The sequence below is a fragment of the Stenomitos frigidus ULC18 genome, assembly GCF_003003795.1.
In the GTDB taxonomy this organism is placed as follows: domain Bacteria; phylum Cyanobacteriota; class Cyanobacteriia; order Leptolyngbyales; family Leptolyngbyaceae; genus Stenomitos; species Stenomitos frigidus_A.
Map to the genome: position 1 here is coordinate 1 of NZ_PVWK01000160.1, position 25,694 is coordinate 25,694.

Genomic DNA, 25,694 nt, shown 5'->3' on the forward strand with positions numbered 1-25,694 from the left:
TTCTCTGGTTCATCAGGTTGCTTCTCTAGCTTACTGATGTAACTGGAAGTATTACACCTTATTTAATCCATAATCCTTAGCGACATTTCGTCATGACAATCAATCGCTCTGTCTGACATACCGCTTTCCATGACACAATCGTGATTAGTCATTGCCCATTCGTCGTTCGCGCTTGTTCGTTTTGTCGAACCACTCCTCTAGAACTTAGGTTTCCCACATTGGTCTAATCTCTAGCAGCTCTATAGAGAAATCTGAGCTTTGATGCTATTGACTTCAGTGGCTTACGTGACTAAGCTTGTAAGCCTTATTGCTTTACTTGGCTCTAGCGTAAACTAGCTGATTGCTGAAGGTATCCGTGAATTCCTGTTTTTGGTTTCTGCTTACCCGACACGCCACTCTCGCAGTTTCCCGTGTTTCTGCTGCCATTGAATGTATACGTTGGATGAGCGGCGGTTAAGCTGCGGGGCGATCGCACAACCGCGGGAAGCTGCTATAACCGTTAGGGTGTACACGTCAACGGCTTTGGCTAAGTGACAGTGAATGAACGCTAATAATTCGCTTCTAGATAATTCGCTTCTAACCAATGCGGTGAGCTTAGAGGGTGCATTGCCTTCGCCGCGCGTGATTGGCACGGTGAAAGGACCGGGTGAGACGGGTAACCAGTATGTCTTCATCACAGCGGACAATCGATCGGTAAAGATCGGCGAATTTGTTTTTTATGAGGTCGTTACGCCGGAGCGCGAGTCTGCGCTACAGATTTTAGGCAAGATTTCGGCACGTTGTTTGATTGACCACCTGCCGGATCGTATTTTTGCGGATACAGAGATTAGTCCAGAAGCGATCGCGGCGCTGGTTGGCTTTACTTACAACAATCCTGAGATCTACGAGATCACGGTGGACGTTGTGGGTTATTTCGACCCCAATCTGGGCTTTATGAACCCTCGTCGTACACCCAACCCAGGGGCGAAGGTTTACCTGGCAGACGATGCCATGCTCCGGCGTGTGTTGAACAAGAAGCAACCGGGTGAGGTGGGTGCTGCACACATTGGGTCGTTGCTGCTACGGGAGTCAGATGTGCCTGTGGCGCTCGATGTGAAGGAATTGGTGAGTACCCACATGGCGATCCTGGCGGGAACGGGATCGGGCAAATCCTACACAGCAGGCGTGCTGATCGAGGAACTGTTGCTGCCGCATAACCGCGCTGCCGTGCTGATTTTCGATCCACATGGCGAATACCATACATTGGCGGAGATGCGAGGACATCCTGCGTTTCAAGGAAGCGATGGTTACACGCCGAAGGTGAAAATTCTCACGCCAGAAGCGATTCGGATTCGGGTGTCGTCGCTGGATTACTACGATATTGTGACGCTGCTGCCAGATATGAGCGATCGTCAGCAGTCCATTCTCAACAAGGCCTATCGGCTGCTTCAACGGCATAAGCAGGGCGAATATCGTTGGGGCATTCAGGATCTCATTGCAGCAGTACGTGAAGCCGATATGCAGGTCGACGAAGAAGGCAACGAAAAGTCGGGTTCATCGGCTCCGGCGTTGGAGTGGAAACTGGAGCGACTGGAGCGATCGCAGTACTTTCACACCTTTGAGCACACCGTTGCGCCTAGAGATCTCTTTGAGCCAGGGCAGGTGACAGTGCTACAAATGAATGAAATCAGCCAGGAAGAGCAGCAGGTGATTTGTGCGGCGGTACTGCGACAGTCTAATCAGGCACGGATGAACACCCAGCGGGAATTGATTCAGCCTGACGATGAAAATTTTCTGCCCTACCCTGTCTTCATCATTGTGGAAGAAGCACATCGCTTTGCGCCTGCTCATGAGCCATCGCGCTGCAAAGCCGTACTGAGAACGATTTTGAGCGAGGGCCGCAAGTTTGGTCTCGGCATGGGGTTGATTACACAACGCCCCGGCAAGATTGACTCGGATGTGCTGTCTCAGTGCATGAGCCAGTTCATTATGCGCATTGTCAATCCTGTCGATCAGGAGAGCCTGAAATATGGCGTTGAAGCCGCAGGGCGCGATTTGCTCAAAGAATTGCCTGCTCTCACGAAGGGGCAGATTATCGTAGCAGGTGCCTGTGTCAATACACCTGTGCTGTGTAAAGTGAGACAGCGGCTAACAAAGCACGGTGGCGAAACGCTTAATGCACCAGAAATGTGGCAGCAGCATTTTCAAGCACACCATGCTCGCGATCGCCAAATTCAACAGGCTCCGGTTGCAGGTCGCCCCCGATCGCAAACCGTGCGGGGAGTCAGCATTGAGTGAGGGTAGATGAAGTGAACGTGCGATCGCGGGCAAGGCGATCGTTTACGGTGGTGTCGGCGTGCTGTCTGTCAGCGGTGGCGCTGATTCAACCGGAGACGGGGCAGTATGCTGATTGGCTTTAGCTAGCGCCAATTCTTTGTTCTTCCGATAAGCGGCTACTCGATCTTGTGCGGTCGCATAGCGGCTATCTTCTGCAGTGACCTCTGCCATCAAGTCTGAGGCACGCTGCCAACGGGCTGCCAATTCGAGCCACTGTGCTTGTGATTGTGCCGTTAAACCGGCTTGTGATGCCTGTTCTGCAATCCGCACGGCGATCGGAAAGGGGTCTTGTTTGGTAGTTGGCTGCAGTGTGGAAACCGCTGTCTGCGGCTGTGTTGGCTGAGGAGGACTGCTTGCCTGTGGGGTTGCGGATGGTGCTGGCTTCACTGCTGTTTCTGTTTTGGGGGCTCCCAGCCAGCTATACAGCGCCCAGCCACCCAAGAGCAGCAAGAGACTGGCACTAGCGCCACCTACAAGTCCGCGCCAAAACTGATGGCGCTCGCGCTGTTGTCCTGCAGAACGTGTGGGCAGATTCGACTTTGGTAGCGGTACGTTCTGCTGCCACTCATTGAGGATGTGGCGAAAAATGTTTGGTTTGTTCAGCGTGATTTCTTGTGACCACAGCAACTGGCTTTCAGGATCACGACTGATTTCGTCTAGCCACAGTAACTGTTGTTCGCGTACGATGCGGCTGTTGATGTTGACTCGACGAATGTTGCGGGGTGAGATCGCCTCCAAGGTCTGTCGAATCTGCCTAATGAGTTCTGATGGTTCTAGCTGTTCTGCTGTAGCAGCTTCACAGAGAATTTGTAGCACGTTATCTGCAAAAATGGCACGTGTTCGTACACCCGAATCAGCAAGCTTTTCGTTGAGCACCTGAATAATTGCTGCAACGCTGCCTTGATTAGCTTGTTTGACGATATCGTTCACTGTGCTGGTCATTATTGAAAGCTATAAATTGACCCTGATCTGAGAGGAAGGATGCTATGGCGACCCTTGATTCAAGATACTCCAATTTCGTGAAATGAAAACCAATAAGCGCATGAATATGAGACTAAAGGGTACTCAAAAAAGCAGTATTAGCGATAAAAAACTTAACGAACGCAACTCGAACTCACGATCGATTAGGTTATGCGATCGCCTTTGGGGTCAGCCTCTCAACGCTGGTCAAGCACTTCTTACTTTGAATTGACGGCTCATTCAAGTTGAGCAGCAATTGGTCTTCGTTTTAGTTTTTTAAATGGCGGCAATCGTTGAAGCGTCGTACTTGCCAGAGATCTGTATTAAAGCGATTTTGATCGGAACGATGCCACCGCGATTGATCAACCCAAAACTCAAAGATGGCAGTATTATTTGCTCGTAGCCGCCACGAGCGATCGCACCCCATGAGCTCTGCAATCAAGTGTTGCAAAATCCAGCTATGAGTCACGATCCAAATTTGATCCCCATTCTGGTGTCGGCTGAAGACGGTTTGAATAAACTGGTTGGCGCGGTTTCTGGCATCCTGTGGCGTTTCGGCACCGGGAATCTGAATCCAATCGGGTGACGCTTCCAGTTCACGGCAGAGGTCAGGATAACGATGAATCGCTTCTGCCCAGGTCAGCCCTTGAAAAATGCCGTTTTGAAATTCTTTGAGTGTATCGGTATACGCTACTGTGATGCTTCCAGACGCATTCTCTGTTGTGTCAATGGTGGTCTCAGCGCTGTCAATGAGATCACTGACGGCAGCCGGAAGGGGTGCTGTCTGAAAATGGTCAAGCAAAATCTGTGTGGTCTGAGCGGTTCGTTTGAGTGGGCTACTGTACACATGAGAAGGATGCCAACCTTCTGCTAGCAGGCTGCGGGCAAGCTTCTCTGCCTGCTGCTTGCCTTCGCGGGAAAGCGCATAGTCGCCATGACCCTGCATGCGTTTTTCCTGGTTGCCGGTGGACTGCGCATGACGAATAAATAACAGCTTCATGACTCGATGCATGAATTGATCCTATGAGATGAATAGGCCGATTACAGTCTAGAGATTTTAGACTGGAGACTCTGAACGGAAGACTTTAGACTGGAGACTCTGGATGCAAAAAGCTGCTGACTAGTCACCGCAAACATCGAGACATTTGCGGCGAGTCTAAAGTCCCAGTCTAAAGCCCCTAGTCTAAAGTCCTTAGTCTAGAGCAAAAGTTCTCAGGCTAACCGCTATGCATCACGTTTCGATTCGGACGGCAAATATTTTTCGAGCGATCGCCTTTTACGAACAGCTTGGCTTTCAAGTGCAAGAGCGTTTTACCACAGGCTTCACGTTGGCTTGCTGGATGGAGGGCTTAGGCGGACGGATCGAATTGATTCAAATTCCAGAACCACGGCCTGCGCCAGATGCCTTTGGCGATGAGCATTATGTTGGTTACTATCACTTATCGTTTGATCTGACTGGCGTTACAGATGATTTAACTCGTTGGTTGGAGGCATTGAGCGATCGCTTCACAAAAGCTGCAGCAGCGCAACCTGATCAGTTTCAAGCACTCACAGTGCTGCTACAGCCAGAGCAACAAATGATCGGCGATCGTGTTTACGAAGTCGCTTTTATTGCCGATAGCGACGGACTGGCGTTGGAGTTTTTGCGGACAATGGAGCGGAGAGACGGGTGAATCACGCAAAACATCGCTCACGCCACCTCTGCTCCCTTGCCTGTCATCGCCCCATCGTCTCCTCTGATGCTAATGTGCTTGGTGGAATTTTTTCCAGGCTAATGAGGGCTTCCATGACAGACTTAACGACGGGGGCAGCAACGGTTGAACCGAAAGCATCGCCACCTTTGGGCTCATCGACAACAGCAACGACGACATAGCGGGGTGCTTCGACCGGAAAGATGCCTACAAAGCTGGTAATCTTTGCATGATCAAAGTAGCCACCATTAGGATTAGCTTTTTGGGCCGTTCCAGTTTTCCCTGCAATGCGGTAGCCAGGAATTTGGGCACTCTTACCTGTCCCTTTGCTGACCACCGTTTCCATCATTGATAGCACAGACTGAGTCGTTGCTTTAGAGAAGATGGGTCGAGGCATGGGGAGATTGGGTTGCCAGTAAGGTTGTCCTTTGCTGTCAAACAATCCCTTTACAACATGAGGGGTAACCAGTTTGCCACCGTTTGCCAGCACGGCATGGAGCTGAGCCAGGTGAATCGGGGTAAGCGAAAAGCCCTGCCCAAAAGCGGTAGTGGCTCGTTCGATCGCCGATTCGAGGAAGACCTTTCGAGTTTTGAACTGACCGGACGCTTCGGATGGTAAATCAATACCCACCACTTCACTCATGCCTAGTCGTTTCAGCCAGGTGTAATAAACGCTGGGTTTAATCTGCTGCACGACGTGCACCATGCCAACGTTGCTAGAGTATTCCAGAATTTGCGTGAGCGTAATGCTGCCTCTGCCGCCCGAGGTCGAATAGTCAAAGTTTTGGATGGGCCAGCCACCAACCTGAATCTGACCCTCATCGTAGAAGACGCTGTCTGGTTTCACCGAACCAGTTTCCAGGGCTATCGCCACATTAAGAGGCTTAAAGGTTGATCCCGGCTCATACAAATCAGAAAGCGCCCAATTTTTGAAGCGATCAACCGAGTATTTGAAGTACTGATTGGGGTCGTAGGACGGGGTCGATGCCAGCGTGAGCAGGGAACCGTCACGGACATCCATCACGATGACAGTGCCACGTTTAGCACTGAATTTCTTGACCTGTTGCTGTAAGGCTGCGATCGCCACACGTTGTAGGCGACTATCTAATGTGAGTTGCAGTTGCCAATCATCGACATTCAGGAACCCTCCAGGCACCTGGTCAGGCATCAACGACCCATCCCCCATGCGCCGCAATTTCACTGGGTTTGACAGGCGCTCCAGCAACTTCTGCTGGCTTAATTCCAGCCCTGCTTGCCCTTTGTGGTCATCATTGACGTAGCCCAAGACATCTGCCGCTAGTTCATGCTGGGGGTAGAACCGCTGCTGGCTCTGAAGGAGTTCTAAGCCGTCGGCTCGCAGGTTGGTGATTTGGTCAGCAACTGTCTCAGAGAGAGAATATTCAAGGCGAATGCCGGTTTCAGCTTGATCCAGCTTCTTGACCAAATCAGCTGCCGCTTGCCGTAGTAATGGAGCGAGCTTCTCAGCGATCGCCTGCTTCGATTCCTTAAACAGCTTCGGGTGCGCAAATAACGTGTAAACCGGACGATCCAACGCCAGTACTGTATCCGTGCGATCGATAATCTGGCGACGTGGGATGAACGGCCGCATGTAGACCATCTGCTGTTCTTGTGCCCGTGCTTGCAGCTGGGGAGCCTGCACAATCTGCAAACGAAAGAGGTTCAATAGCAGCAACCCACACCCACCCACCAGTGCAACCCAAACTAAGAGCAACCGAAAGGTAGGCAGCTCTATAAAGGCAGTGCGATCGACCCGTCGAGGGCGATTGCTGACTGGTAAGCGACGCGCACGCTGCGATGACAGAGAACGAGGAGGACTAGCCATAACAACAGCTCTTAATATCCCAGGGGGGTGTTGGGCGCTACTTCAGCTTTGAGCACGCTAGGGGGGGCGGCTAAGGCTGGGCGTTGTGGAGCCGGCTGAAGAAAAATAGTGTTGTCTGGAGTTTGGGGCACGAGTCCTGAACCTGGTTGATCAGCTTGTAACGCCAGTTGATTTTTCAAGCCTTCATTGGTAGCAATCATCTCTCGCTCGTTGCGCTGGAGCGTTTTCAGCTTGCGGTATTCTTTGCTCCAAAGCTGCTGCGTATAAACAGTGCTGCCATAAACAATCAGTGTCGCTGTCACTAGAATAAACGCAATGACCAGAGAGCCGCGCTGTGCTTGAATCAACAACCGCAACCACAACGGTAGCGATCGGGAAGAAGGCAGGCGTCTGACTGCTGTGCCTGCTGTCGGTGCTACTGCTTTTAGCGGTGGTCTGGAGCGTTTTGAAACAGTCCGTACTGCAGGCTGGGCTGGTACTGGGTAGAGCGGCGATCGACGGTTAGAAGTGGGTTGCCGAGAACGGGGCGCAGATCGAAACGCAGTAGACATCAGCTTCTCATCACTCCTTTAACACACGTACAGCCTTGCCTGGTGGCAATTAATCACGCTGCATAACTCAACATACCCAAGGCTCAAGCTTAGGAAACTTACTTATCGCACAGAAACTGCCTTTGGGCTCAGTTTGCGATCGCAAGTCAGCCATCTTCATCAAGATTACCAGTCAGTCTACTGCAACAATTCGATTTTCAAACAAAAATAAGGCGACTGGGGCTTTAAGCGGATTGCTTGGAAACTAGCATTGCTCATCAAGCGGCTTGACGCAAAAACTGCCGTCGCTTGCCCCAAACCCTTTCACAAAGGGATCTACCCCTTCAAGCTTCAAAGGTTGTTTGAAAAGTATGGCAAGCATCGCCGTTACGTTGCTATCTCACCCGTGATTGCAAAACCAGGCTCATGGAGCGAAGCCCGTTGATGAAAGTGAAGGATTTATTTGGGTCATTGATGGTGCGGGCATCTTGCCCGCGTTGGCGCAGCCTCTCCGTAGGAGCGTGGATTAATTAATCTGAACCATTTGCTTTCTGTAGGGACGTTCCATGGAACGTCCCTACAGAAAGAATTGCACCTGATTAAATCTGCGTTCCGTAGAAGAAATGAGACGTCTGTGCTGCGCACACGCTATGCGAACGCACTGTAGCTAAGCTGTTCATCATTCAAACTGAGTATTTACAGCGGTTCTCAATCGAGTAAGCCACAGTCTTGTCGAGACGGGTGTGGGGTGTAGGGTATAGGGTGTGGTGAATGCAAATGAAAACGGCTGTAGGAGGCTGAAACCCTTTACTGGCTTAGATCACTTTGAAAATTTAAATGCATAACAGCTTATGACCGAATTTAATTTTTAACTCCACAAACGGGTCAATGCCTGCCCTATAACGCTTTTAGTCCCTTTCGTGGGCTTCACCTGGTGAAACCGTGATTTTCAATCACGAGCGGGTGACGCCATAAACGAAAACTGTGCAAACATCCTCGTAGTTGGGAGCCTTCTGGCTTGAACTCAGGTCAGACGTTCACGCCAAAGCCCATGATTATTCCCTAAGCCAGCGTCTCCGGGCAATATCCTAAGCCTTGTACAAACTGTTGCCGAAACTCCTCAATTTCTTCGCGATCGGGAGTGCCATGTGAAACTACTGCAACCTGGTAACGATGCATCACATCAACAGGTGACTGCCCCGTTTCCAACCCCCAGAGTGCCATTTGTACGCGAATACCGGGATCGCAAGGAATACCCAGTTCATTCATGAACGCGCGCAAGTTGCCATGCTCGTGAGGCTCCAGGCAGCGATTCATTTTTACTTTGATAATCCAGCCGTCGATTTGATGAATCACAGTCATGAAGTGTACTGGAAACCGACTGGAGTAGTGCAAATACTCAACAACCCTTAAAGTGAGGGTTGCATTTGAAAGATGATACAGGTAGTCCATCACAGTTTTTCCAGACCCGTCAAACGCCTACATCATTTATAGTCCACCAAACGTATCATCAAATACCAGGGGGAAAGCCCTCTAAGTGAAGAGGGTTTCCACCCAATTTGGGTAAGGAGTGAGGGGAGCTTGAGAGTTCTAAGTTTTGGGTTTTGAGTAGCACTTTGTGCCGCTGCGCTAGAGAGTTTTGAGTTTTGAGTTCTCTGCCGCCCCTGCCTCCTCTGCTTCCCCAGCTTCCTGTCTCCTTCCAACAATTGACAACTAACAACGAACGCCTCCAGCCATGTCCGATCGCCTGCTTGCCGCTTACGACTATGTTTTACCTGAGGCACTGATTGCTCAAACGCCGTGTGTTCCTCGCGATGGTGCGCGTTTACTGGTTGTGAAGGATCAGGTGCAGCATGGTCATGCGATCGTGCGCACCTTACCTGACCTGCTGCGAGAGGGCGATTTGTTGGTGCTTAACAATACTCGCGTCATTCCAGCACGCCTCTACGGGCACAAACTGGGTGGGATGCCTGTGGAGGTGCTGCTGCTAGAGCCACAAGCAGGGGGCGATCGTGCTGCTGGTACAACGCATTGCTGGCTGGCGTTGGTCAAACCTGGTAAGCGGTTGAAGCCAGGTGCCACGATCGTCTTCAGCGGGCAAGACGCTAAAGAAAGTACGAGTGATCGCGTTTTGAGCGCAACGGTGATGGCGATCGATGCCGCAACGGGCGGGCGCATTTTGCAGTTTGATGTGCCAGCAGGAACGTTGTTAGACGAGTGGATTAACCAGTTGGGGCAGATGCCGTTGCCGCCCTATATTACTCAAACCGAGGCGCATCCTGACCAATATCAGACGGTTTATGCCGATCGCCCTGGTGCGGTTGCTGCTCCGACTGCGGGGTTGCACTTTACCCCAGAGTTGCTGCAACGTCTGCAAGCGCAAGGCATTGAGCAGGCGTTTGTTACCCTGCATGTGGGGGTGGGCACCTTTCGCCCAGTAGAGGCAGAGACGATCACTGATCACACGATGCATGCTGAGTGGATTGAAGTGCCACCAGAGACGGTCGCGAAAATTCAGCAAACAAAGGCGAAAGGGGGACGCATTATTGCAGTGGGCACGACGGTTGTGCGATCGCTGGAGTCAGCGGTACAAAGCGGTATGATTCAGCCCTTTTGCGGCAAAAGCAACCTGTTTATCTATCCGGGCTATCAGTGGCAGGTGGTCGATGGTTTGATGACGAATTTTCACTTGCCGAAGTCCAGCCTGATGATGTTGGTCAGTGCGTTGATTGGGCGGCAGCGTCTGTTGGCTTTATATCAGATCGCGATCGCAGAGCAGTATCGCTTTTACTCTTTCGGCGATGCCATGCTGATTCTGCCAGAAGCGAGGGAGGAGAGGGATGAAAGGCTAAAGGATGAAGGATAAGGGGTTAACGGAGAAAAGTTTTGAGTTTTGAGTTTTGAATTGTAAGAGCGGAGAGAGTAAAGAGAGTTTTGAGTTAAGCCTTTAGCCTTTCCCACTCCCTACTCCCCACTCCCTATATTTTTAGCCTTTAGCCTTTCCTTTTACTGCAACTCCTGACAAAGCTCGCGGAAGTGATCGCCACGTTGTTCAAAGTTTTGGTATTGGTCGAAACTTGCGCAGGCGGGTGATAGGAGCACAACAGGAACTTGATACTGTTTGGCAAGTTCTGTCGATCGCGTGACGGCTCGTTCCATCGTTTTCACAATTTCGGCGTTGGCATAGCCGACCTGCTGCAAGCGTTGGGCAAACGCAGGTGCAGCGTTACCAATCAAGAGTACAGCGGCAGCGTTGGCCTGGATAGTCGCAATCCAGGCGTTGTCGTCGCCCTCTTTGGCTTCGCCACCAGCAATGAGAATGGCAGGATGCTTGACCGCAGAGAGACCGACTTCAGCCGCATCGTAATTGGTTGCTTTGCTGTCGTTGATGAAGTCGATGCCCTGCCAGGTGCGAATGTGCTCCAGGCGATGCGGTACACCAGGGAAGGTGGCGATCGCGTGGGCGATCGCGTTCTTGTCAATGCCTGCCAGTTTTGCCGTTGCAATTGCCATCAAAAGGTTCTGCTGATTGTGCGCTCCTGGCATGCGTAACAGATTGGCGGGCATGATCAGTTCAGTAGGCGTCCGCACCCAGGCATCCTCAATGTAGAGACCTTGAGAGGGGTTGCCGACTAGCGTTGTCTTGCCGTTTACGCTGGTCCAACAGGCATCTGGATGCACAGGGGCAAGCTGCTGATTGCCTAAGTTTTGTAAGAACGGATCATCACCGTTGAAGACCTGTTGGCGGGACTGCTTGAGCAGATGCGACTTGATTTCGCAGTATCGTTCTAGCGTTTTATGACGACTGAGATGATCGGGTGTAAAAGTTGTCCAGACGCCGATGCGGGGCACGATCGAGGGTGAAGATTCGATTTGATAGCTACTGAGTTCCGCGATCGCCCAATCTGGTTTCTTGGCCTCTAGCGCCACTTCACAAGCGGCATAGCCAATGTTGCCAAACGCGGGAGCATGTAACCCTGCGGCTTGAAAAATGGCAGCAATTAAGGCAGTCGTCGTGGTTTTACCATTCGTACCTGTAATGCCAACCCAGGGACAATCTTTCAGATGCTGCCATGCGAGTTCAGCTTCACCGATGGTTTCAATGCCCAGGTCTCTGGCGCGAACTAAGCCCGGTAGATCCCAGGGAACGCCAGGGCTAACGACGATTCGCTGTAAAGACTCTGCTTGCAGCAGCTCTGCCCTATGAGGATCAAAGACTTCCTTCAGATGGACGGGGATGTTGTTGGCTGCAAGCTGCTGCTGCTGCTGGCGCAAGCTATCAGAGCTTCCAGAATCGCTAACGGTGACCTGCCATCCTTCGCGTTTGAGTAATCGAGCGGCTGCTATTCCTGATTTTCCAAGACCAATGACATACGCGTTGGGCATAGCAGCGTCAAAGTTCCTCATTTTGCATTTTTCATCGTACCGCTTAATGGTGGTTTGTCCGATCTCTGAAGCGATCCGGCATCAGCAGTCAGCTATCAGCAGTCAGCTTTTGGTTGATAGCGGATAGCCGTCGAGAAGGATAATGGCGTTCATCACTGTCTTGGATCGCTATTGGTAGACAGCATGGATGCGTTAAGTCTCAAACTTCAAGAGGATGTCCAACCGATCACAAACGGTTAGGATTCGTAGGCTGTGTGCTGTAACCCTGTCTGTTGGCAAATAATTACACGCGCTAAACATGCTGGTTATCCGTACAAGGCGTTGCTTGAAGCGTCGATCGGCTGGCGATTATCATACTCAAAGGTGCTTTGGCTCGCCAGACTAGCGGTTCGGTGCAACCGTGTTCCACGTTTTAGAGATTATTGATCGTTATGCCCATTAAAGAACAACCGAATTCTCCTCGCCCTCGCCTGATCAGTAATATTTTTTTGGCGCTGATTGGTTTATCGCTGATCGTCAACTTTGCGTTGCCTATTTTTCTCGGACCTCAAATTCCTGGCGTCCCCTACAGTCTCTTCATTCATCAGGTGCAGGAAGGGGAAGTGGAGCGGGCGCAGGTCGGTCAAAACCAGATTCAATTTCAATTGAAAACTGCGGAAGGGCAACCTGGTCGAGTTTTTACAACCACACCGATCTTTGATTTGGAGTTGCCTAAGTTACTGGAAGCGAAGGGCGTTGAATTTGCTGCTGCGCCCCCACCCAAGAACGCTTGGATTGGCAGTCTGCTCAGCTGGGTCATTCCGCCCTTAATCTTTGTCGCGATCTGGCAGTTCTTTATTCGACGCGGCGGCGGTGCGGGTGGCCCTCAGGGCGTGCTTTCCATTGGGAAGAGCAAAGCCAAAGTTTATGTCGAAGGAGAACCAGGAAAAGTCACCTTTGCTGATGTCGCTGGCGTAGAAGAAGCCAAGGCTGAGTTAGTGGAGATTGTCGATTTCCTTAAAACACCAGGACGCTACACACAAATTGGGGCACGCATTCCTAAAGGGGTGCTCTTAGTGGGGCCTCCAGGCACTGGAAAAACGCTGCTGGCAAAGGCGGTGGCTGGTGAAGCAGGCGTTCCGTTCTTCAGCATCTCTGGCTCAGAGTTTGTGGAGTTGTTTGTTGGGGTTGGTTCCTCACGTGTCCGTGATCTGTTTGATCAGGCCAAGAAGCAGGCTCCCTGTATTGTGTTTATCGATGAATTGGATGCGATCGGTAAGTCGCGGAACAGCGGTGGCTTCTACGGTGGCAATGATGAACGTGAACAGACATTGAATCAGTTGCTTGCTGAAATGGATGGCTTTGCTGTAGGTGAAGCAACCGTAATCGTGCTGGCAGCCACCAACCGTCCTGAAGTGTTAGATCCCGCGCTGTTGCGTCCTGGTCGGTTTGACCGTCAAGTGCTGGTCGATCGCCCAGACTTAGCCGGACGTGAACTGATTCTCAAAATCCATGCTCAAAAAGTGAAGCTGGGTGAGGATGTCAATTTGAAGGCGATCGCCACTCGCACCCCTGGTTTTGCGGGAGCCGATCTGGCAAATCTAGTGAATGAAGCGGCGCTATTAGCGGCTCGTAATAAGCGGGAGACAGTCGCTCAGGAAGACTTTGCCGAAGCGATCGAGCGAGTCGTTGCGGGACTGGAGAAGAAGAGTCGTGTGCTCAACGAAAAAGAGAAGAAAATCGTGGCGTATCACGAGGTCGGTCATGCTCTGGTCGGCTCTCTGACGACTGGGAGCGGCAAAGTCGAGAAAATCTCGATCGTGCCTCGTGGTATGGCAGCACTGGGCTATACCTTACAGCTACCGACTGAAGATCGCTTCCTGATGGATGAAGCCGAGCTGCGAGGACAAATTGCAACTCTGCTGGGTGGACGGTCTGCTGAAGAAGTGGTGTTTGGCAGTATTACCACTGGCGCATCGAACGATTTGCAGCGGGCAACCGACCTGGCAGAGCGCATGGTGACGACCTATGGCATGAGCAAGGTGCTTGGTCCACTCGCATACCAGCAGGGGCAACAAGCGCAGTTTCTCGGTGATGGTGCGCCCAATCCCCGCCGAGTGATGAGCGAAGAAACCGCACAAGCGATCGATCGCGAAGTGAAAGATATTGTGGAAACCGCGCATCAGCACGCGCTACACATTATCCAGCTCAACAAGGACTTGCTGGAGACGATCGCGACTCAGCTTCTAGAAACTGAGGTGATTGAAGGCGAGAAGTTACACAAATTGCTGGATCAGGTTCAAGCCGCAGCTTAGAAGCGGGAATAGATCCGATTTGGAAGACTCAATGTCCCTTGCTTACTTGTAGGCAGGGGACATTGTTTTGTTAGGCGCACTTCAGCCAGTGATTGAAAGTGCGCTAGGTTGACGATGCACCTAAAACGCGGCTGACTATACTGATGTTCCTCTTTCTGGAAACGGCTTCTACCCCGATCACACCGGTTGACTTGTGGGCAAAAACCAGCGGCACCTGGATCAACGTGGCTACGATTTTAGTTGGCACACTCTGCGGCTTGTTACTACGAAAAAGCTTACCTTTCGCAATGCAGCGGGTGATCACCCAAGGGGTGGGACTCGTAACGCTTTTTCTCGGTGTAACGATGGCGAGTAGTCTGCTCAAAGCTCAGACTGGACGAGTCGATGGAATCATTCTGGCACTTCTGGCGATCGTCTTTGGTGGCTTGCTGGGTGAAGGACTTCAGCTTGAAGAACATTTGTACACTCTGGGCGAATGGCTGAAAGCGCGCTTTAAAGGAGAAGGCAGTTTCACCGAAGGCTTCGTCGCTGCCAGTTTGTTGTTTTGCATTGGGCCAATGGCGATTATTGGCAGCCTCAATAATGGCATCACCGGAGACAACACGGTCTTGACCATTAAGGCCACGATGGATGGACTTGCCGCGATCGCCCTCACCAGCAGCTACGGCATTGGCGTTGGCTTCTCCAGCCTCATGATTCTGCTCTATCAAGGTGGACTGTCACTGCTGGCAGGTCTTCTCCCTCAAATTATGGCAAACCCCACCACCAATCCCCACGTGCTCATCACCTCCGGCGTCGGCGGACTCATGATTTTAGGCATCGGCTTGAATTTACTCGATATCGCCAAAGTCAAAGTTGCGTCGTTTCTACCTGCTTTACTCATCGCGCCCTTACTCTATAGCCTTGCTAAATGGCTTACTTAGAACTGATTAATAAGTTGTTATCCCACTAGGCGATCTGGGAGCGAGCAGCTTGAAGATTGTATAGGATAAATAAGTAATGCAAATAGGATCAGTTTCGCACAGCGTGGAATATTTCAAGGCAGTCAATTACTCTTAAGGACAAATCATAGATGCGTCATCTTCATGGAAGTAAAATTCTCCTTCTGCTACGGAATGGTATTGCAACTGATTGGGAGAGTTTGTGTGTTCAGTGTGGACTAGAAGCTGATCAAGACGGCACCTTACAAGGGATACTCCGTCGTAGCCTCAACGAACTTCGTGAAGCTGGTCTTATAGAATTTACAACTGAAAAGAGAGATCGTTGGTGGCGCACCATTAGGGGTGAAATTAAAGTTTCACGACAATGGGAAGATATTCAGAACGCACTTGGAATTAGTCTGGCAGAAGTATCTAAGTTGGATTCCGATAGGTCGATGATTGTGAAACCATACTTTGGGTTGCCAGACAAATCCATTAGCAGTGCTGATTTATTCGTTTTAATGCCATTTAAGCCGGAAATGAAGCCCCTATATGATGATCACATCGTAAAAGTGGCGGACGATTTAAATTTAAGTGTTGCGCGTGGAGATGACTTCTTTACTGCTCATTCTGTAATGCTAGATGTTTGGAGCGCTATTTGTTCTGCAAAAGTGATAATCGCGGATTGTACAGGGCGGAATCCGAACGTTTTCTATGAAATCGGTCTTGGACATGTGTTAGGAAAGCCCGTCATCCTTATTACGCAAAATAATGAAGATGTACCATTTGATGTAAAACATATGCGTTACATCCAGTATTCTTATACTCCACGAGGGATGCTAGAGTTTGAGAAACGCCTCGCCGAAACCATCAAAACTATCTTGCCAATTGAACGATAATTTTAAATTATCTAAAAGATTGTAGAGACTTGGCTGAAATGCGAGAACAACACCGCTGTTGCAGCGGGTTTCTAAAGGTTTCTAATGTAATTACAAAAGTTTTTAGTAGCTGTTGAAAAGCAACATTAGTTATTAGTTTTTAGAAAGAGCCATTATGCAGAAGTTTAGGATAGCGACGATACTCTTACTCTTTACCTTCTTCCCCACGCCTCAATCCCGCCAATTCAGCGGTGAGAAAATTGATAAACTGTCGCGCACTGCGGCCCGATCGCCCGTTATGTCGAGTCGCCCATTGCAGCGCCTGGAATTCCAACCCCTCTGAATCCAGCTGAATCCCCGCTTGCTTGGCGAGATGGTGGATGATTTGCAAATAGGTCGTTTGATTAGCGGGCTCAAAGGTCAGCGTTAAGCCGAAGCGATCGCTGAACGAGAGCTTTTCCTGTAAGGTGTCCCAGGCATGGACTTCATCGCCATCGCTGGGAGGGGGGCGATCGCCCTCAGGAGACTGTTACGGGAGGGTGTGGTACTTCCAAGACATTACCGAACGCAAACGAGCCGAGGACAAGCTCTATCAAAGCCAGGAACGCTACATCTTAACAACTCAAGCGGCCAAGGTTGGGGTATGGGAATGGAATCAACAAATCGGCGGCAGAAGATTCTTTTCAAAGATGGACGCGTCTTTGCTGCATACTTTGCTGGAATGACATCATCTACCGGCGAAAATGACGGTAGAATTTGGTACTTTCGGCTTTCCTGCTAATAAAATGGCTCTCATGGCTGCTTCACTTACCCTTTTCACTGGCTCATCTGAGTCATATTGCCCCAGGCTGGCGCAGGCGGGGTAATGTGGGTAGGTGGCATGGGTGCTCGCTGCGGTGCCGCTTGCGCGATCGTTGGGTAGCTGCTGATCTGCACAAAGCTGGGCGTAAACAGGAAAATATGCTCACCGATGCGCTCTTGATGCCCATCAATAGCAAAGGCTGCCCCGGCTACAAAATCAACGCACCGCTGTGCCGCATCGGCATCCATCAAGCTCAGGTTTAAGATAATCGATCGCCGTTCACGTAACGCAGTAACCGCTTGAGGCATTTCCTCGAATGAGCGTGGCTCCATCAAGTACATTTCTGTATGCGCCATTTTGCGGTTTGGCATCCCCACCACATTATTGGGCGGCATGACTGGTTGCTGCATGGCATCCATCGTCTCAGAGGAATAATAGGCGGAACCGTCTTCTTCCTCGTACTCGTAGTCATATTCGTTTTCGTCGTAGCGATCCTCAAACCCAAATGAGTCCCATACGCGCCGAAAGATGTTCATGACGACCAACCTTTAGATTAGTTCATGCGTTCCATCTTAGCCGAGGATCGCAATCTTCACCAGAGGTAATTTTTGATGCGGTGGTGGTGGCTTCGATTGTGCTGGCACTCGATCGTGGACAGTTCCGCTCAGACCGGATCAGGACGGGCAGATTAACCGTTCGGCTAGAGCACCAAGACGATAAACAGCAGCTGCTGGCACTAGATTCGGGTCATACTCAGCTTTATACCTGGGTTTCTACACTGCCAAAAGCAGCTTGCACCAGCCCAAGTAATGGTTTTCTTAGAGGTTCCTGAACGCTTTCTAAGACGTTTTTCATCATGGGTTCAGGTACTTTGCGCATGATAGTAGCTCAGCCTTAGCAGTGCTTTCGTGGCTGGATTAACTGACAACGCAGTAACAAAACAGAGACATGAAGAAGCGCTATTTTTTATGGGCTGGTACAGCCATGATTGGCACAGCCGGGTTATCACGCTATTTTCCGGGAAGGGCGCGAGCTGAGATGACAACGACCCATGCTCAAACGACCAACAATGGCTTTGAGATCACTAAACCAGAGCCAGAGTGGCGCAAAATCTTGACATCAGAGCAGTTTCAGGTGCTTCGCCAACAGGGAACGGAATTGCCGGGTACCAGTCCTCTCAATCAGCAGCATGACAAAGGCACGTTTGCTTGTGCCGCGTGTGCTTTGCCGTTATTCACATCCACAGCTAAATTTGACAGCGGTACGGGCTGGCCCAGTTTTTATGCGCCCATTGAAGGCGCGATCGGCACCACAACCGATACCTCCTTCTTTATGACGCGTGTGGAGGTGCATTGCCGCCGCTGTGGCGGGCATTTGGGTCATGTGTTTGACGATGGGCCACAACCGACGGGAAAACGCTACTGTATGAACGGGGTAGCAATGAAATTTATTCCGGGCTGAGCCAGCTTCGAGCGAGGGACGATCGATTTCAGTGGATGATGCCTGCCCAAAGTCTGAAGCGGCTAGAAGCAACAGTTTGAGGCAGCACGCTTTAAAGGGCTAAAGATAGTCAAAAAAATGCCTGACCCTAATAAGCCCCCAGGGTCAGGCAATCTGCCTGTAAGGACGCATTTCTAAACGCAAAAGCTAAACGAACATAGTTGCCCCCTATAGCTGTCTAGCTTTCCCGAGTGCGTTCCTCAGATCTATATCAATTCTGGTTTCTCTGCTTGCTAAAACCATCCGATATAGTACTCAAATTAAGGCAAAGATTAGCCTCAGCGTTTCTTTCTAAGTCCGTAGATCCACGCTTTCTAACAGGAGAGGGCTTCGTTGCCTGCAGCCTTTCAAACGTTTGTGCACGGGCTCAGGTGCAGAGCCAAGGCGATACGGCATACGAATGGGACATCCCTCTATGGCAAGCGAGCGTTGCACCGATCACGATATTAGAAGTGCATGAGTTGATTGTGCGGCGCGCGATCGACCAATCAGCTTGCCAACAATTCTTTAATACTATCGTCAATGAATTTTGTATCCACGGCATTCACGCCACCGCCTGCAAAGTGCCCCCAAACCGATTTAATCACGCGGAGTTCGGCATTGGGCATATACTTCACTTCGTATTCGTTATCTTCAGGTGGAAAGTAGAGATCCATTTCGGCAGGCATCACGATCGCCTTCGCTTTAATGGCTCCTAACGCTTTCTCAAAATCGCCGTCAAAGCCAGGCGTTTGGCTAATATCGCCGTTCTGCCACGTCCACAGCATCGTCAGCAAGTTGTTGGCGTCTTTTTTGAGGAAAAAGCCTTCCCAAAACGCTACCAGAAAGTCTTCCAATGACGAATAGCCCATCTGGAGATATACTTTTTCGCGATAAAACGCTTGCGACAAACCCCAGCCAGCATAGACACGCCCCACAGCACGGAGCCCAGTCGTGGGTGGTTCATCATACCAGCCACCCTTCCAGGCAGCGTCTGCTTGCAAAGCCGCTTTCACGCCTTCTAAAAAGACGATGTTGTGAAAGCTGGTTTTCGCTGAACCGCAGAACGGAAAGATGCGTTCCACCATCTCTGGATAGCTGATGCCCCATTGGTAGGTCTGCCCTGCACCCATTGACCAACCAACGACAAGGGCAATTTTTTCAATGCCAAACTTTTCGGTGACAAGTTTGTGCTGCGCGCGCACGTTGTCGTAAAAGGTAACGTTGGGAAAACGGCTCTTGTTGTAGGGTTGGGGATTGTTGCTGGGCGAGGTGGAAAGCCCGTTCCCAAGCATGTTGGGGATGATGATGAAATAGTTTTTTGGATCAAGCGCCATGCCTTCACCGACGAGCCACTCGTTATCGTAGTGCTGTCCGGAGTACCAGGTCGGATAGACAATGACGTTACTCTTGTCTGCATTAAGCGTCCCGTAGGTTTTGTATGCCAGTTTGGCATCGCGCAAGGTTACACCACGTTGGAGAGAAAAGTCGCCAAGATCAAAAAATTCGTAGTCAACCATGAGAGAAACCCTGATCTTTGGATATGCAAAAGCAGGATCATGCCGTTGTGCAGCACGATCGACTACAAACTGAGTCACCCTCACTAGAGAAGGGTTGCAAGGAACTCACTCATTTGGCATGGCACCCACCGGTGATTATCAACCACGGGCTAGCTGGGCAACGTTCACTAAAGAAATTCAACGCGTTGCAGCGCAAGCCTTAAAACTGCTTTAGCAAGTTTTGTACTGTTAGCCCAGACGTTCAATCACATAGCCCAGACGTTCAATCACAGGTGAAATGGCTAAACTGCAAGATATTTGTGTACCAGTGCGTCTGTCAAATCAGCAGTATGGCCGTTCGCCACAACCGAGCCTTTCTCCATAATGAAAAACTTTTGGGCAAGCTGACGCGCAAAGTCAATTTTCTGTTCAACCACAACAACCGTAATGCCTTTTTCACGGTTGATGCGCTTCAGCGTTTCTTCAATTTCCTGGACGATCGAGGGTTGAATGCCTTCAGTGGGTTCGTCCAGCAGCATAATTTTGGGATTACTCAATAAGCCGCGCGCGATCGCTAACTGCTGCTGTTGACCACCACTCAACAGTCCACCCTGGCGCTTCAGGTGTTGTTTCAGCATCGGGAAGAACTCAAAGATTTCTTCAGAAATTTTCTTCGGCTTATTTTTAGCTGCCGTCATTCCCAGCTTCAAGTTATCTAGTACTGACAGATAAGGGATGATCTCACGTCCCTGAGGGATGAACGAAATACCATACCGAGCACGTAAATAAGTCGGCGTTTTAGTGATCTCGTCAGCATCAAAGACGATGCTTCCAGACATCACTTTATTCAGACCAATTACACTACGCAGCAGCGTCGTCTTACCAACGCCATTGCGACCCAAAATACAGGCAATTTCACCCTTTTCAACTGCCATATCGACGTTGAACAGCACAGGCGTTTGACCGTAGGAAACAGTCACATCGGTCAGATTAAGCAGCGGCATCGATTCGTTCACGACCTAAATACACCTCAATAACTTTGGGATTTGTCTGTACTTCCTGGACGGAGCCTTCGGTCAACTTTTCACCCTGATGCAGCACCACAATGCGTTGCGCGATCTGTTTCACAAACTCCATGTCGTGCTCAATCACCACAACAGCGTGTTGGTTCGCCAGCGTTTTGATAATCTCGCCCGTCTCGTGGGTTTCGTCGGGGGTCATGCCCGCTGTCGGTTCATCCAGCAGCACCACGGTCGGATCTTGAGCCAGCACCATGCCAATCTCAATCCATTGCTTTTGCCCATGGGAAAGCGAGGACACTTTGGTAAAGGCTTTATCCAGTAGACCAATGCGATCGAGCACCGATTCGATTTTGGCTTTCTTGACACTGGTGAGCTTGGTTTTGATGGAAGCAAACACGCCATGTGACCCTTTCAGCGCCAGCAGAATGTTCTCAAACACCGTCAGTTCGTTATAAACATTAGGGTTTTGGAATTTGCGCCCGATGCCCATGTGTGCGATCTCGTGGGGGCTTTTATTGGTGATCTCTTGCCCCTGATAGAAAACATGCCCAGACGCAACAGGCGATTTGCCCACGATCGCATCCATGAGAGTACTTTTGCCTGCGCCATTTGGTCCGATGATGGTAACAATTTCCTTGTCACCCACGTCCAGGCTGACGCCCTTAATCGCCTGAAAGCCTGAGAATACGACTCTCACATCTCTCACAGACAAAATTGCTTCATGAGGTTCTACCTTAGAATCGCTGGTAGACAGAAGTGTATCCATAGACCTGACCTTACTGTGTTCAAATTTGTTAACGTAACCTAACATTCCCTGTCAGCGCGATTCTGTGATGTAGATAGCGATTTGTAAACCGACCTTGAGGAACACGGGTTCGTTCAAGGCTTATTTCAGCCTGGACTGTCTCTTGGATGTTTGAGCGGACGATCGAACCGCACCACGCACGGTCTTTAACAGCAACGTGAACGATCGCGCTAAACCGTGAATTGCCTGTTGCAGTGGGGTAGCCCAATCAAACACTCGCGCCTGTACAAATCCCGATGTGGAACTTGAAGTGGGTGCAGGCTCAACGCTCGTTTGATCTGCCAGCTTGAACTGCTTTGGCAGCAGACCCATCAGACCATCGGGCAGAAACAGCACCACAACCAGCAAAATAATGCCGACAATCAGTTGCCAATCTTGCGTCACACGGTCTACAGAGTTCTGCAATTGACCCAGCAAAATAGCCGCAATTAAGGGACCCACCAGGCTACCCCGACCACCGACCGCGACCCAAATGACGACCTGCGTCCCAAACGCGACACCTAAATAGACGGGTGAAATAAAGCGGTTCAACGGCACAAAAAGACCACCCGCAATACCCGCGATGCCTGCTGATAACGTCCAGACGAAAATCTTGAAGCTGGCAACGTCATAACCCAGGTAAGAGATGCGCTTTTCGTTCTCTTTGATGGAGCGCAGAATCAAGCCAAAGTTTGACTGTGTTAACCAATAACTGCCCGCCAGCACAAAAGCGGCGAAGATGAGAATCATGAAATAAAGACCGATGGGTGGAATGACCAAACCACCAAATAAAGTCAGTCTCGAAACATCCGTAATACCGTTTGTCCCTCCCGTGTAGGCTTGTTGGCTCACGAAGAAGGTGGTCAGCGCTGAGGCGATCGCCAACGTAATGATAGTGATGTAAACGCCACTCACCTTAGAGCGAAAGATGAAGGAGCCAATAATGTAGGCAAAGGCGGCGGGAAGTGCCACCATCGCGATCGCCGCGATCGGGAAAAACTGTAGTGGTGCGATAAACCAGGGCAGTTCCTTCAACCCATTCCACACCATGAAGTCAGGCAGCGTACCACCATAGGTATTCGCCGAGGCAGCCAGATTCAGCTTCAGGTAATACGCCATCGCGTAACCACCCAGCGTAAAAAACACGCCATGAGCAAAGCTCAAAATACCCGTGAAGCCCCACACCAGATCGAGCGAGACACCCAATACACCAAACAGCAGAAGCTTTGCCATCAAGTTTGCCTGAAACTCACCAGCGACAAACGGCAGAATGGCGAGAATCAAAAAGGCAATACCTCCGATCGCCAGTAACTTGACTGGTACGGTTGATTGTCGCAGCCGACCCATTACCTCTGTCACGTTGAAATCCCCCTACATTGATGGCGAAAAATAAACTGAATCGCGTGGTGCGATTTTCTAAGCCCGCTTCTGAACCGTGAATAGACCTTCTGGACGGTAGCGGATTAAGACAATCACCGCGAACAGAACAATCACTCGTGCAGCAGGGTCGTTGAGCAAGTAAGCGATCGCTGAGTTGGCGGAACCAATCAGCACCGAACCGGCCAGCACACCGACTAATTTGTCCACACCACCTGTCACTACAGTCATCCAGGCATCGACCAGATAATCTTGACCCATGGGTGGTGCCACGCTCTTCAAGGACGAAATGACAGCACCTGCAATGCCTGCCAGACCACAACCATAGGCAAACGTCACCATATCTACCAGGCTCGTATTGACGCCCAGGCAACGAGTCATATCGCGGTTCTGAGTCACTGCACGAATCTGACGACCGAGCGATGTTTTATACAGCAAAAAGGCAGTTAGTGCCAGTAGTGCTAACGCCACAAAGAAGATGAACAGCCGATAGTAAGAAATTTCAACTGACTGACCGCCGGCCTTGAACAGTGAAAGATTGCCCTTAATGTAGGGGGGCGCTTTCACATATTTCAGCTGTGCCGTAAAGATCAGTTTGACGACGCCTTGCAGCACAATACTCAAGCCCCACGTTGCCAGCAGGGTTTCCAACGGCCGCCCGTAGAGCTTTCGAATAATCGTGATTTCGACGATCGCGCCGATGACCGCTGTCACAATAAACGCGAACGGAATAGTCATCAACAAATCCATCTTGAAGTTCTTCTGGAGCACAAAGGTGGTGTATGCACCCAGCATGATGAATTCGCCATGCGCCAGGTTAATAATCCGCATGACCCCAAACGTGATTGCCAAGCCTAAACCTGTCAGTAGCAAAATACCGATGATGCCAACGCTATTCAAGAGCTGATTGGCAAAGGCGATCGAGTCAAAGCTTTTCGCTGGTGGCGAGGACTGCGCCAGATAGACCAGAGACGAAATAAAGTTCATGAATCCCCTTACTCAACCAGAACGACATCTGTGAAACCAGCTTCCGTGAACGTAGTGCTGGGCGCGATCGCACCCAGCCAAACTCAGACCTAAAGGTGTTAAGCCTGCTTCAGAAACTCAACGGGAAGATCCTTCTTGGTTTCCACATTGGGGTTGCTGCGATCGTCAGGCGATTTGTGCTTGCAGATCCGTCCTTTGTAGAGCGCTTGGCTCCAGGGAATCGGCTTCACTGCTGCCTTCGTCGCAAAGACAATTTCAGCCTGTCCATCCTCTTTCCACTTACCAATTCTGGAGTAAAGATAGGTGTGATAGTTGTCAGGGTCAACTTTAACGGTACCTTGTGGTGCCTTAAACTCTTGTCCACGGGTCGCCTCGCGGATATTAGCAGTGGTAAATTCCTTTCCTGCTTCCGCAATCTTCTCCATCGCCTGTGCCATAAAGAAGGTTTGGAGGTAGGCCGCTTCCATCACACCGTTCGTGACACGATCCTGTCCAAACTTCGCTTTGAACTGTTCTACAAACGCTTTGTTTTCAGGTGTATCCACCGTTTGGAAATAGTTAAAGCTGGTGTAGTGACCGGCTGCAAATTCAGAACCCATCGCCTGAATTTCTTCTTCGGTGGTGGGGTACGCCATAATGGGCGTGTCTTTTGAGGTTAAGCCAGCATCTTTATACTGCTTGTAGAACGCAGGAATACTGTCGCCCACCAGGTTGCTCAGCACAAAGTCAGGCTTCGCTTGCTTAATCTTGTTGATGATGGTGATGAATTCGGTTGTACCCAGTGCAGCATACTCATCGCCAACCACCTGTCCACCCGCTTTCACAAGCTCGGCTTTCGCAATCCGGTTGCTTTCTTTGGGATAAATATAGTCAGAACCGATGAAGAAACCCTTCTTCCCAAAGTTCTTCGCGCAGTAGGGGATGGAATCGGTAATCTGCTGATTCGGTGCAGCACCCGTGTAGATGACGTTGGAGCTACACTCGTTGCCTTCGTAATAAACTGGGTAGTACAGCATTTTGTCTTTTTCTTCAAAGACAGGCAGCACGGATTTGCGGCTAGCAGATGTGTAGCAACCCAGGACGCAGACCACTTTATCTTCGTCAATCAACCGCTTAGACATCTGGTTGTATAAATCCCAGTTGGAGTCGGGGTTGACGACCACCATTTCAATTTTCTTGCCCTTAATGCCCTGCTTGCCAGACCAGGGGCCTTTGCCTTCGTTGATCTGCTCGATCGCCAAGAACGTAGCGTCTTGTAGCGATTTTTCCACAATCGCGATCGAACCCGTGGTGGAATACATCACCCCAACTTTAATACCGTCACCAGCTGCAGTTGATGCAACAGGGCTGGCACCAGGAGAGGCAGAGGTCTCAGCCGTTGGAGTGCCACCAGAACAAGCAGCAACAACACTAGAGCCAAGTGCAAGTGAACCATACTGGATAAACCGACGACGATTCATACCACCCAGTACGATCAGGGGCTGACGCGACTTCATTAAGCAATTCTCCTTACCTGTAAAAATCTCATATGCACAATCGAACACTTGCTAAGCTGCAGCCATCGCCGCACTCAACGGTTGTTAAGTCATCCTGCGTATAGAGGCGTGTTGCAATACTGAGTGATATTAGAGTTACGCTTGCACAGTATTTGTATCAGGATATACAAACCGACATCGGTAACCGCTAGAAGTCATAGAACTGAAGCAAATGGTTAGCCTGACGAAGAAGTAAACTCGACAATGGGCGACGAGCTTTAAGGCGATTTCTGAGCAAGCTTTGACACTGTAGGGACTGCAAGGTCTCGCATCACTCTTTGAAGCAGGCAAGTTATGGGTAATCTGCTTTCTGGAAATCTCCGTATATCAGCAAGCAGCGATCAGACAAAAGCCAACTACTGAGCCTTGGCCAATCACTACGAATTGACAC

At 50.4% G+C, this 25,694-nt stretch carries 22 protein-coding genes and 1 pseudogene; 9 read left to right on the top strand and 14 right to left on the bottom strand.

Annotation, left to right across the window (positions count from 1 at the left end; translation table 11 throughout):
* Positions 1–540: 540 nt before the first annotated feature.
* The gene (locus C7B82_RS30260) at positions 541–2,277 is read left to right on the top strand and encodes an ATP-binding protein (RefSeq protein WP_106260975.1); all 1,737 of its coding nucleotides are present in this window, start codon (positions 541–543) and stop codon (positions 2,275–2,277) included.
* Positions 2,278–2,319: 42 nt separating this feature from the next.
* Here C7B82_RS30260 and C7B82_RS30265 read toward each other — a convergent pair whose 3' ends face one another.
* Both C7B82_RS30265 and C7B82_RS30270 read right to left on the bottom strand, forming a co-directional pair.
* Positions 2,320–3,258, bottom strand: coding sequence for a hypothetical protein (locus C7B82_RS30265; protein ID WP_106260977.1), 939 nt, complete (start codon positions 3,256–3,258; stop codon positions 2,320–2,322).
* 286 nt (positions 3,259–3,544) lie between these two features.
* Positions 3,545–4,276 (bottom strand): histidine phosphatase family protein, encoded by a 732-nt coding sequence (locus C7B82_RS30270; protein ID WP_245940167.1) that lies wholly within the window; start codon positions 4,274–4,276, stop codon positions 3,545–3,547.
* 226 nt (positions 4,277–4,502) lie between these two features.
* Between C7B82_RS30270 and C7B82_RS30275 the strand changes: the two genes are divergently transcribed.
* Positions 4,503–4,949, top strand: coding sequence for a VOC family protein (locus C7B82_RS30275; protein WP_106260980.1), 447 nt, complete (start codon positions 4,503–4,505; stop codon positions 4,947–4,949).
* A gap of 43 nt (positions 4,950–4,992) precedes the next feature.
* Here C7B82_RS30275 and C7B82_RS30280 read toward each other — a convergent pair whose 3' ends face one another.
* The 3 genes from C7B82_RS30280 to C7B82_RS30290 all read right to left on the bottom strand — a co-directional run bounded on the left by C7B82_RS30280 (position 4,993) and on the right by C7B82_RS30290 (position 8,792).
* Positions 4,993–6,810, bottom strand: coding sequence for a peptidoglycan D,D-transpeptidase FtsI family protein (locus tag C7B82_RS30280; protein ID WP_106260981.1), 1,818 nt, complete (start codon positions 6,808–6,810; stop codon positions 4,993–4,995).
* Between the two features lie 11 nt (positions 6,811–6,821).
* Positions 6,822–7,361 carry a hypothetical protein gene (locus tag C7B82_RS30285; protein ID WP_106260983.1) on the bottom strand — a complete coding sequence of 180 codons (540 nt, stop codon included), beginning with the start codon at positions 7,359–7,361 and terminating at the stop codon, positions 6,822–6,824.
* A gap of 1,041 nt (positions 7,362–8,402) precedes the next feature.
* The gene (locus tag C7B82_RS30290; protein ID WP_106260984.1) at positions 8,403–8,792 is read right to left on the bottom strand and encodes a hypothetical protein; all 390 of its coding nucleotides are present in this window, start codon (positions 8,790–8,792) and stop codon (positions 8,403–8,405) included.
* Between the two features lie 283 nt (positions 8,793–9,075).
* Between C7B82_RS30290 and queA the strand changes: the two genes are divergently transcribed.
* Positions 9,076–10,206 (top strand): tRNA preQ1(34) S-adenosylmethionine ribosyltransferase-isomerase QueA, encoded by a 1,131-nt coding sequence (queA, locus tag C7B82_RS30295; protein ID WP_106260986.1) that lies wholly within the window; start codon positions 9,076–9,078, stop codon positions 10,204–10,206.
* 140 nt (positions 10,207–10,346) lie between these two features.
* Here the strand turns inward: queA and murD are convergent, their stop codons facing one another.
* Positions 10,347–11,747 carry a UDP-N-acetylmuramoyl-L-alanine--D-glutamate ligase gene (murD, locus tag C7B82_RS30300; protein ID WP_339375262.1) on the bottom strand — a complete coding sequence of 467 codons (1,401 nt, stop codon included), beginning with the start codon at positions 11,745–11,747 and terminating at the stop codon, positions 10,347–10,349.
* A gap of 410 nt (positions 11,748–12,157) precedes the next feature.
* Between murD and ftsH4 the strand changes: the two genes are divergently transcribed.
* The 3 genes from ftsH4 to C7B82_RS30315 all read left to right on the top strand — a co-directional run bounded on the left by ftsH4 (position 12,158) and on the right by C7B82_RS30315 (position 15,839).
* A complete protein-coding gene (gene ftsH4 / locus C7B82_RS30305) occupies positions 12,158–14,020 on the top strand; it encodes an ATP-dependent zinc metalloprotease FtsH (protein ID WP_106260989.1) in 1,863 nt (620 codons plus the stop codon).
* Between the two features lie 143 nt (positions 14,021–14,163).
* Positions 14,164–14,943, top strand: a complete 780-nt coding sequence (locus tag C7B82_RS30310; RefSeq protein ID WP_106260991.1) for a DUF554 domain-containing protein — start codon at positions 14,164–14,166, stop codon at positions 14,941–14,943.
* A gap of 149 nt (positions 14,944–15,092) precedes the next feature.
* The gene (locus C7B82_RS30315; protein WP_106260992.1) at positions 15,093–15,839 is read left to right on the top strand and encodes a hypothetical protein; all 747 of its coding nucleotides are present in this window, start codon (positions 15,093–15,095) and stop codon (positions 15,837–15,839) included.
* Positions 15,840–16,023: 184 nt separating this feature from the next.
* Here C7B82_RS30315 and C7B82_RS30320 read toward each other — a convergent pair.
* Positions 16,024–16,254, bottom strand: a pseudogene (locus C7B82_RS30320) (DUF815 domain-containing protein); the annotation flags it as partial.
* Positions 16,255–16,285: 31 nt separating this feature from the next.
* On the opposite strand from C7B82_RS30320, the gene C7B82_RS32865 reads away from it, so the two are divergent.
* Complete coding sequence (locus C7B82_RS32865) at positions 16,286–16,543, top strand: hypothetical protein (protein WP_181357805.1); 258 nt, start codon at positions 16,286–16,288, stop codon at positions 16,541–16,543.
* Positions 16,544–16,634: 91 nt separating this feature from the next.
* Here the strand turns inward: C7B82_RS32865 and C7B82_RS30330 are convergent, their stop codons facing one another.
* The gene (locus tag C7B82_RS30330) at positions 16,635–17,156 is read right to left on the bottom strand and encodes a cell division protein SepF (RefSeq protein ID WP_106260995.1); all 522 of its coding nucleotides are present in this window, start codon (positions 17,154–17,156) and stop codon (positions 16,635–16,637) included.
* 86 nt (positions 17,157–17,242) lie between these two features.
* Here C7B82_RS30330 and C7B82_RS31755 point away from each other — a divergent pair, with 86 nt between their 5' ends.
* Positions 17,243–17,452: a hypothetical protein gene (locus C7B82_RS31755; protein ID WP_146141317.1), complete on the top strand. Its 210-nt coding sequence runs from the start codon at positions 17,243–17,245 to the stop codon at positions 17,450–17,452.
* A 116-nt stretch (positions 17,453–17,568) separates the two neighbouring features.
* Positions 17,569–18,081, top strand: a complete 513-nt coding sequence (gene msrB, locus C7B82_RS30335; RefSeq protein ID WP_106260997.1) for a peptide-methionine (R)-S-oxide reductase MsrB — start codon at positions 17,569–17,571, stop codon at positions 18,079–18,081.
* A gap of 527 nt (positions 18,082–18,608) precedes the next feature.
* On the opposite strand, the gene C7B82_RS30340 is transcribed toward msrB, so the two are convergent.
* The 6 genes from C7B82_RS30340 to C7B82_RS30370 form a co-directional block, all read right to left on the bottom strand.
* Complete coding sequence (locus C7B82_RS30340; protein ID WP_106260999.1) at positions 18,609–19,619, bottom strand: alpha/beta fold hydrolase; 1,011 nt, start codon at positions 19,617–19,619, stop codon at positions 18,609–18,611.
* Between the two features lie 281 nt (positions 19,620–19,900).
* Entirely contained in the window at positions 19,901–20,614 is a 714-nt protein-coding gene (urtE, locus tag C7B82_RS30350) for an urea ABC transporter ATP-binding subunit UrtE (RefSeq protein ID WP_245940168.1), read from the bottom strand.
* The gene (gene urtD, locus C7B82_RS30355; RefSeq protein WP_106261004.1) at positions 20,589–21,386 is read right to left on the bottom strand and encodes an urea ABC transporter ATP-binding protein UrtD; all 798 of its coding nucleotides are present in this window, start codon (positions 21,384–21,386) and stop codon (positions 20,589–20,591) included. Before urtD ends, urtE begins: the two co-directional genes overlap by 26 nt.
* 120 nt (positions 21,387–21,506) lie before the next feature.
* The gene (gene urtC / locus C7B82_RS30360) at positions 21,507–22,763 is read right to left on the bottom strand and encodes an urea ABC transporter permease subunit UrtC (RefSeq protein WP_106261005.1); all 1,257 of its coding nucleotides are present in this window, start codon (positions 22,761–22,763) and stop codon (positions 21,507–21,509) included.
* Positions 22,764–22,820: 57 nt separating this feature from the next.
* Positions 22,821–23,768 carry an urea ABC transporter permease subunit UrtB gene (gene urtB, locus C7B82_RS30365; protein ID WP_106261007.1) on the bottom strand — a complete coding sequence of 316 codons (948 nt, stop codon included), beginning with the start codon at positions 23,766–23,768 and terminating at the stop codon, positions 22,821–22,823.
* A gap of 98 nt (positions 23,769–23,866) precedes the next feature.
* A complete protein-coding gene (locus tag C7B82_RS30370) occupies positions 23,867–25,264 on the bottom strand; it encodes an ABC transporter substrate-binding protein (protein WP_106261008.1) in 1,398 nt (465 codons plus the stop codon).
* Between the last annotated feature and the right edge of the window lie 430 nt (positions 25,265–25,694).

What these genes read in the sequence shown, in the direction of transcription:
- C7B82_RS30280 (WP_106260981.1), bottom strand. Translation starts at nt 6,810, where the DNA reads ATGGCTAGTCCTCCTCGTTCTCTGTCATCGCAGCGTGCGCGTCGCTTA.
- urtD (WP_106261004.1), bottom strand. Translation starts at nt 21,386, where the DNA reads ATGGATACACTTCTGTCTACCAGCGATTCTAAGGTAGAACCTCATGAA.
- C7B82_RS30270 (WP_245940167.1), bottom strand. Translation starts at nt 4,276, where the DNA reads ATGAAGCTGTTATTTATTCGTCATGCGCAGTCCACCGGCAACCAGGAA.
- C7B82_RS30285 (WP_106260983.1), bottom strand. Translation starts at nt 7,361, where the DNA reads ATGTCTACTGCGTTTCGATCTGCGCCCCGTTCTCGGCAACCCACTTCT.
- msrB (WP_106260997.1), top strand. Translation starts at nt 17,569, where the DNA reads ATGAAGAAGCGCTATTTTTTATGGGCTGGTACAGCCATGATTGGCACA.
- C7B82_RS30290 (WP_106260984.1), bottom strand. Translation starts at nt 8,792, where the DNA reads ATGGACTACCTGTATCATCTTTCAAATGCAACCCTCACTTTAAGGGTT.
- C7B82_RS30260 (WP_106260975.1), top strand. Translation starts at nt 541, where the DNA reads ATGAACGCTAATAATTCGCTTCTAGATAATTCGCTTCTAACCAATGCG.
- C7B82_RS30275 (WP_106260980.1), top strand. Translation starts at nt 4,503, where the DNA reads ATGCATCACGTTTCGATTCGGACGGCAAATATTTTTCGAGCGATCGCC.
- C7B82_RS30315 (WP_106260992.1), top strand. Translation starts at nt 15,093, where the DNA reads ATGCGTCATCTTCATGGAAGTAAAATTCTCCTTCTGCTACGGAATGGT.
- queA (WP_106260986.1), top strand. Translation starts at nt 9,076, where the DNA reads ATGTCCGATCGCCTGCTTGCCGCTTACGACTATGTTTTACCTGAGGCA.
- C7B82_RS30330 (WP_106260995.1), bottom strand. Translation starts at nt 17,156, where the DNA reads ATGAACATCTTTCGGCGCGTATGGGACTCATTTGGGTTTGAGGATCGC.
- urtB (WP_106261007.1), bottom strand. Translation starts at nt 23,768, where the DNA reads ATGAACTTTATTTCGTCTCTGGTCTATCTGGCGCAGTCCTCGCCACCA.
- C7B82_RS30340 (WP_106260999.1), bottom strand. Translation starts at nt 19,619, where the DNA reads ATGGTTGACTACGAATTTTTTGATCTTGGCGACTTTTCTCTCCAACGT.
- C7B82_RS30265 (WP_106260977.1), bottom strand. Translation starts at nt 3,258, where the DNA reads ATGACCAGCACAGTGAACGATATCGTCAAACAAGCTAATCAAGGCAGC.
- ftsH4 (WP_106260989.1), top strand. Translation starts at nt 12,158, where the DNA reads ATGCCCATTAAAGAACAACCGAATTCTCCTCGCCCTCGCCTGATCAGT.
- C7B82_RS30370 (WP_106261008.1), bottom strand. Translation starts at nt 25,264, where the DNA reads ATGAAGTCGCGTCAGCCCCTGATCGTACTGGGTGGTATGAATCGTCGT.
- murD (WP_339375262.1), bottom strand. Translation starts at nt 11,747, where the DNA reads ATGAGGAACTTTGACGCTGCTATGCCCAACGCGTATGTCATTGGTCTT.
- C7B82_RS30310 (WP_106260991.1), top strand. Translation starts at nt 14,164, where the DNA reads ATGTTCCTCTTTCTGGAAACGGCTTCTACCCCGATCACACCGGTTGAC.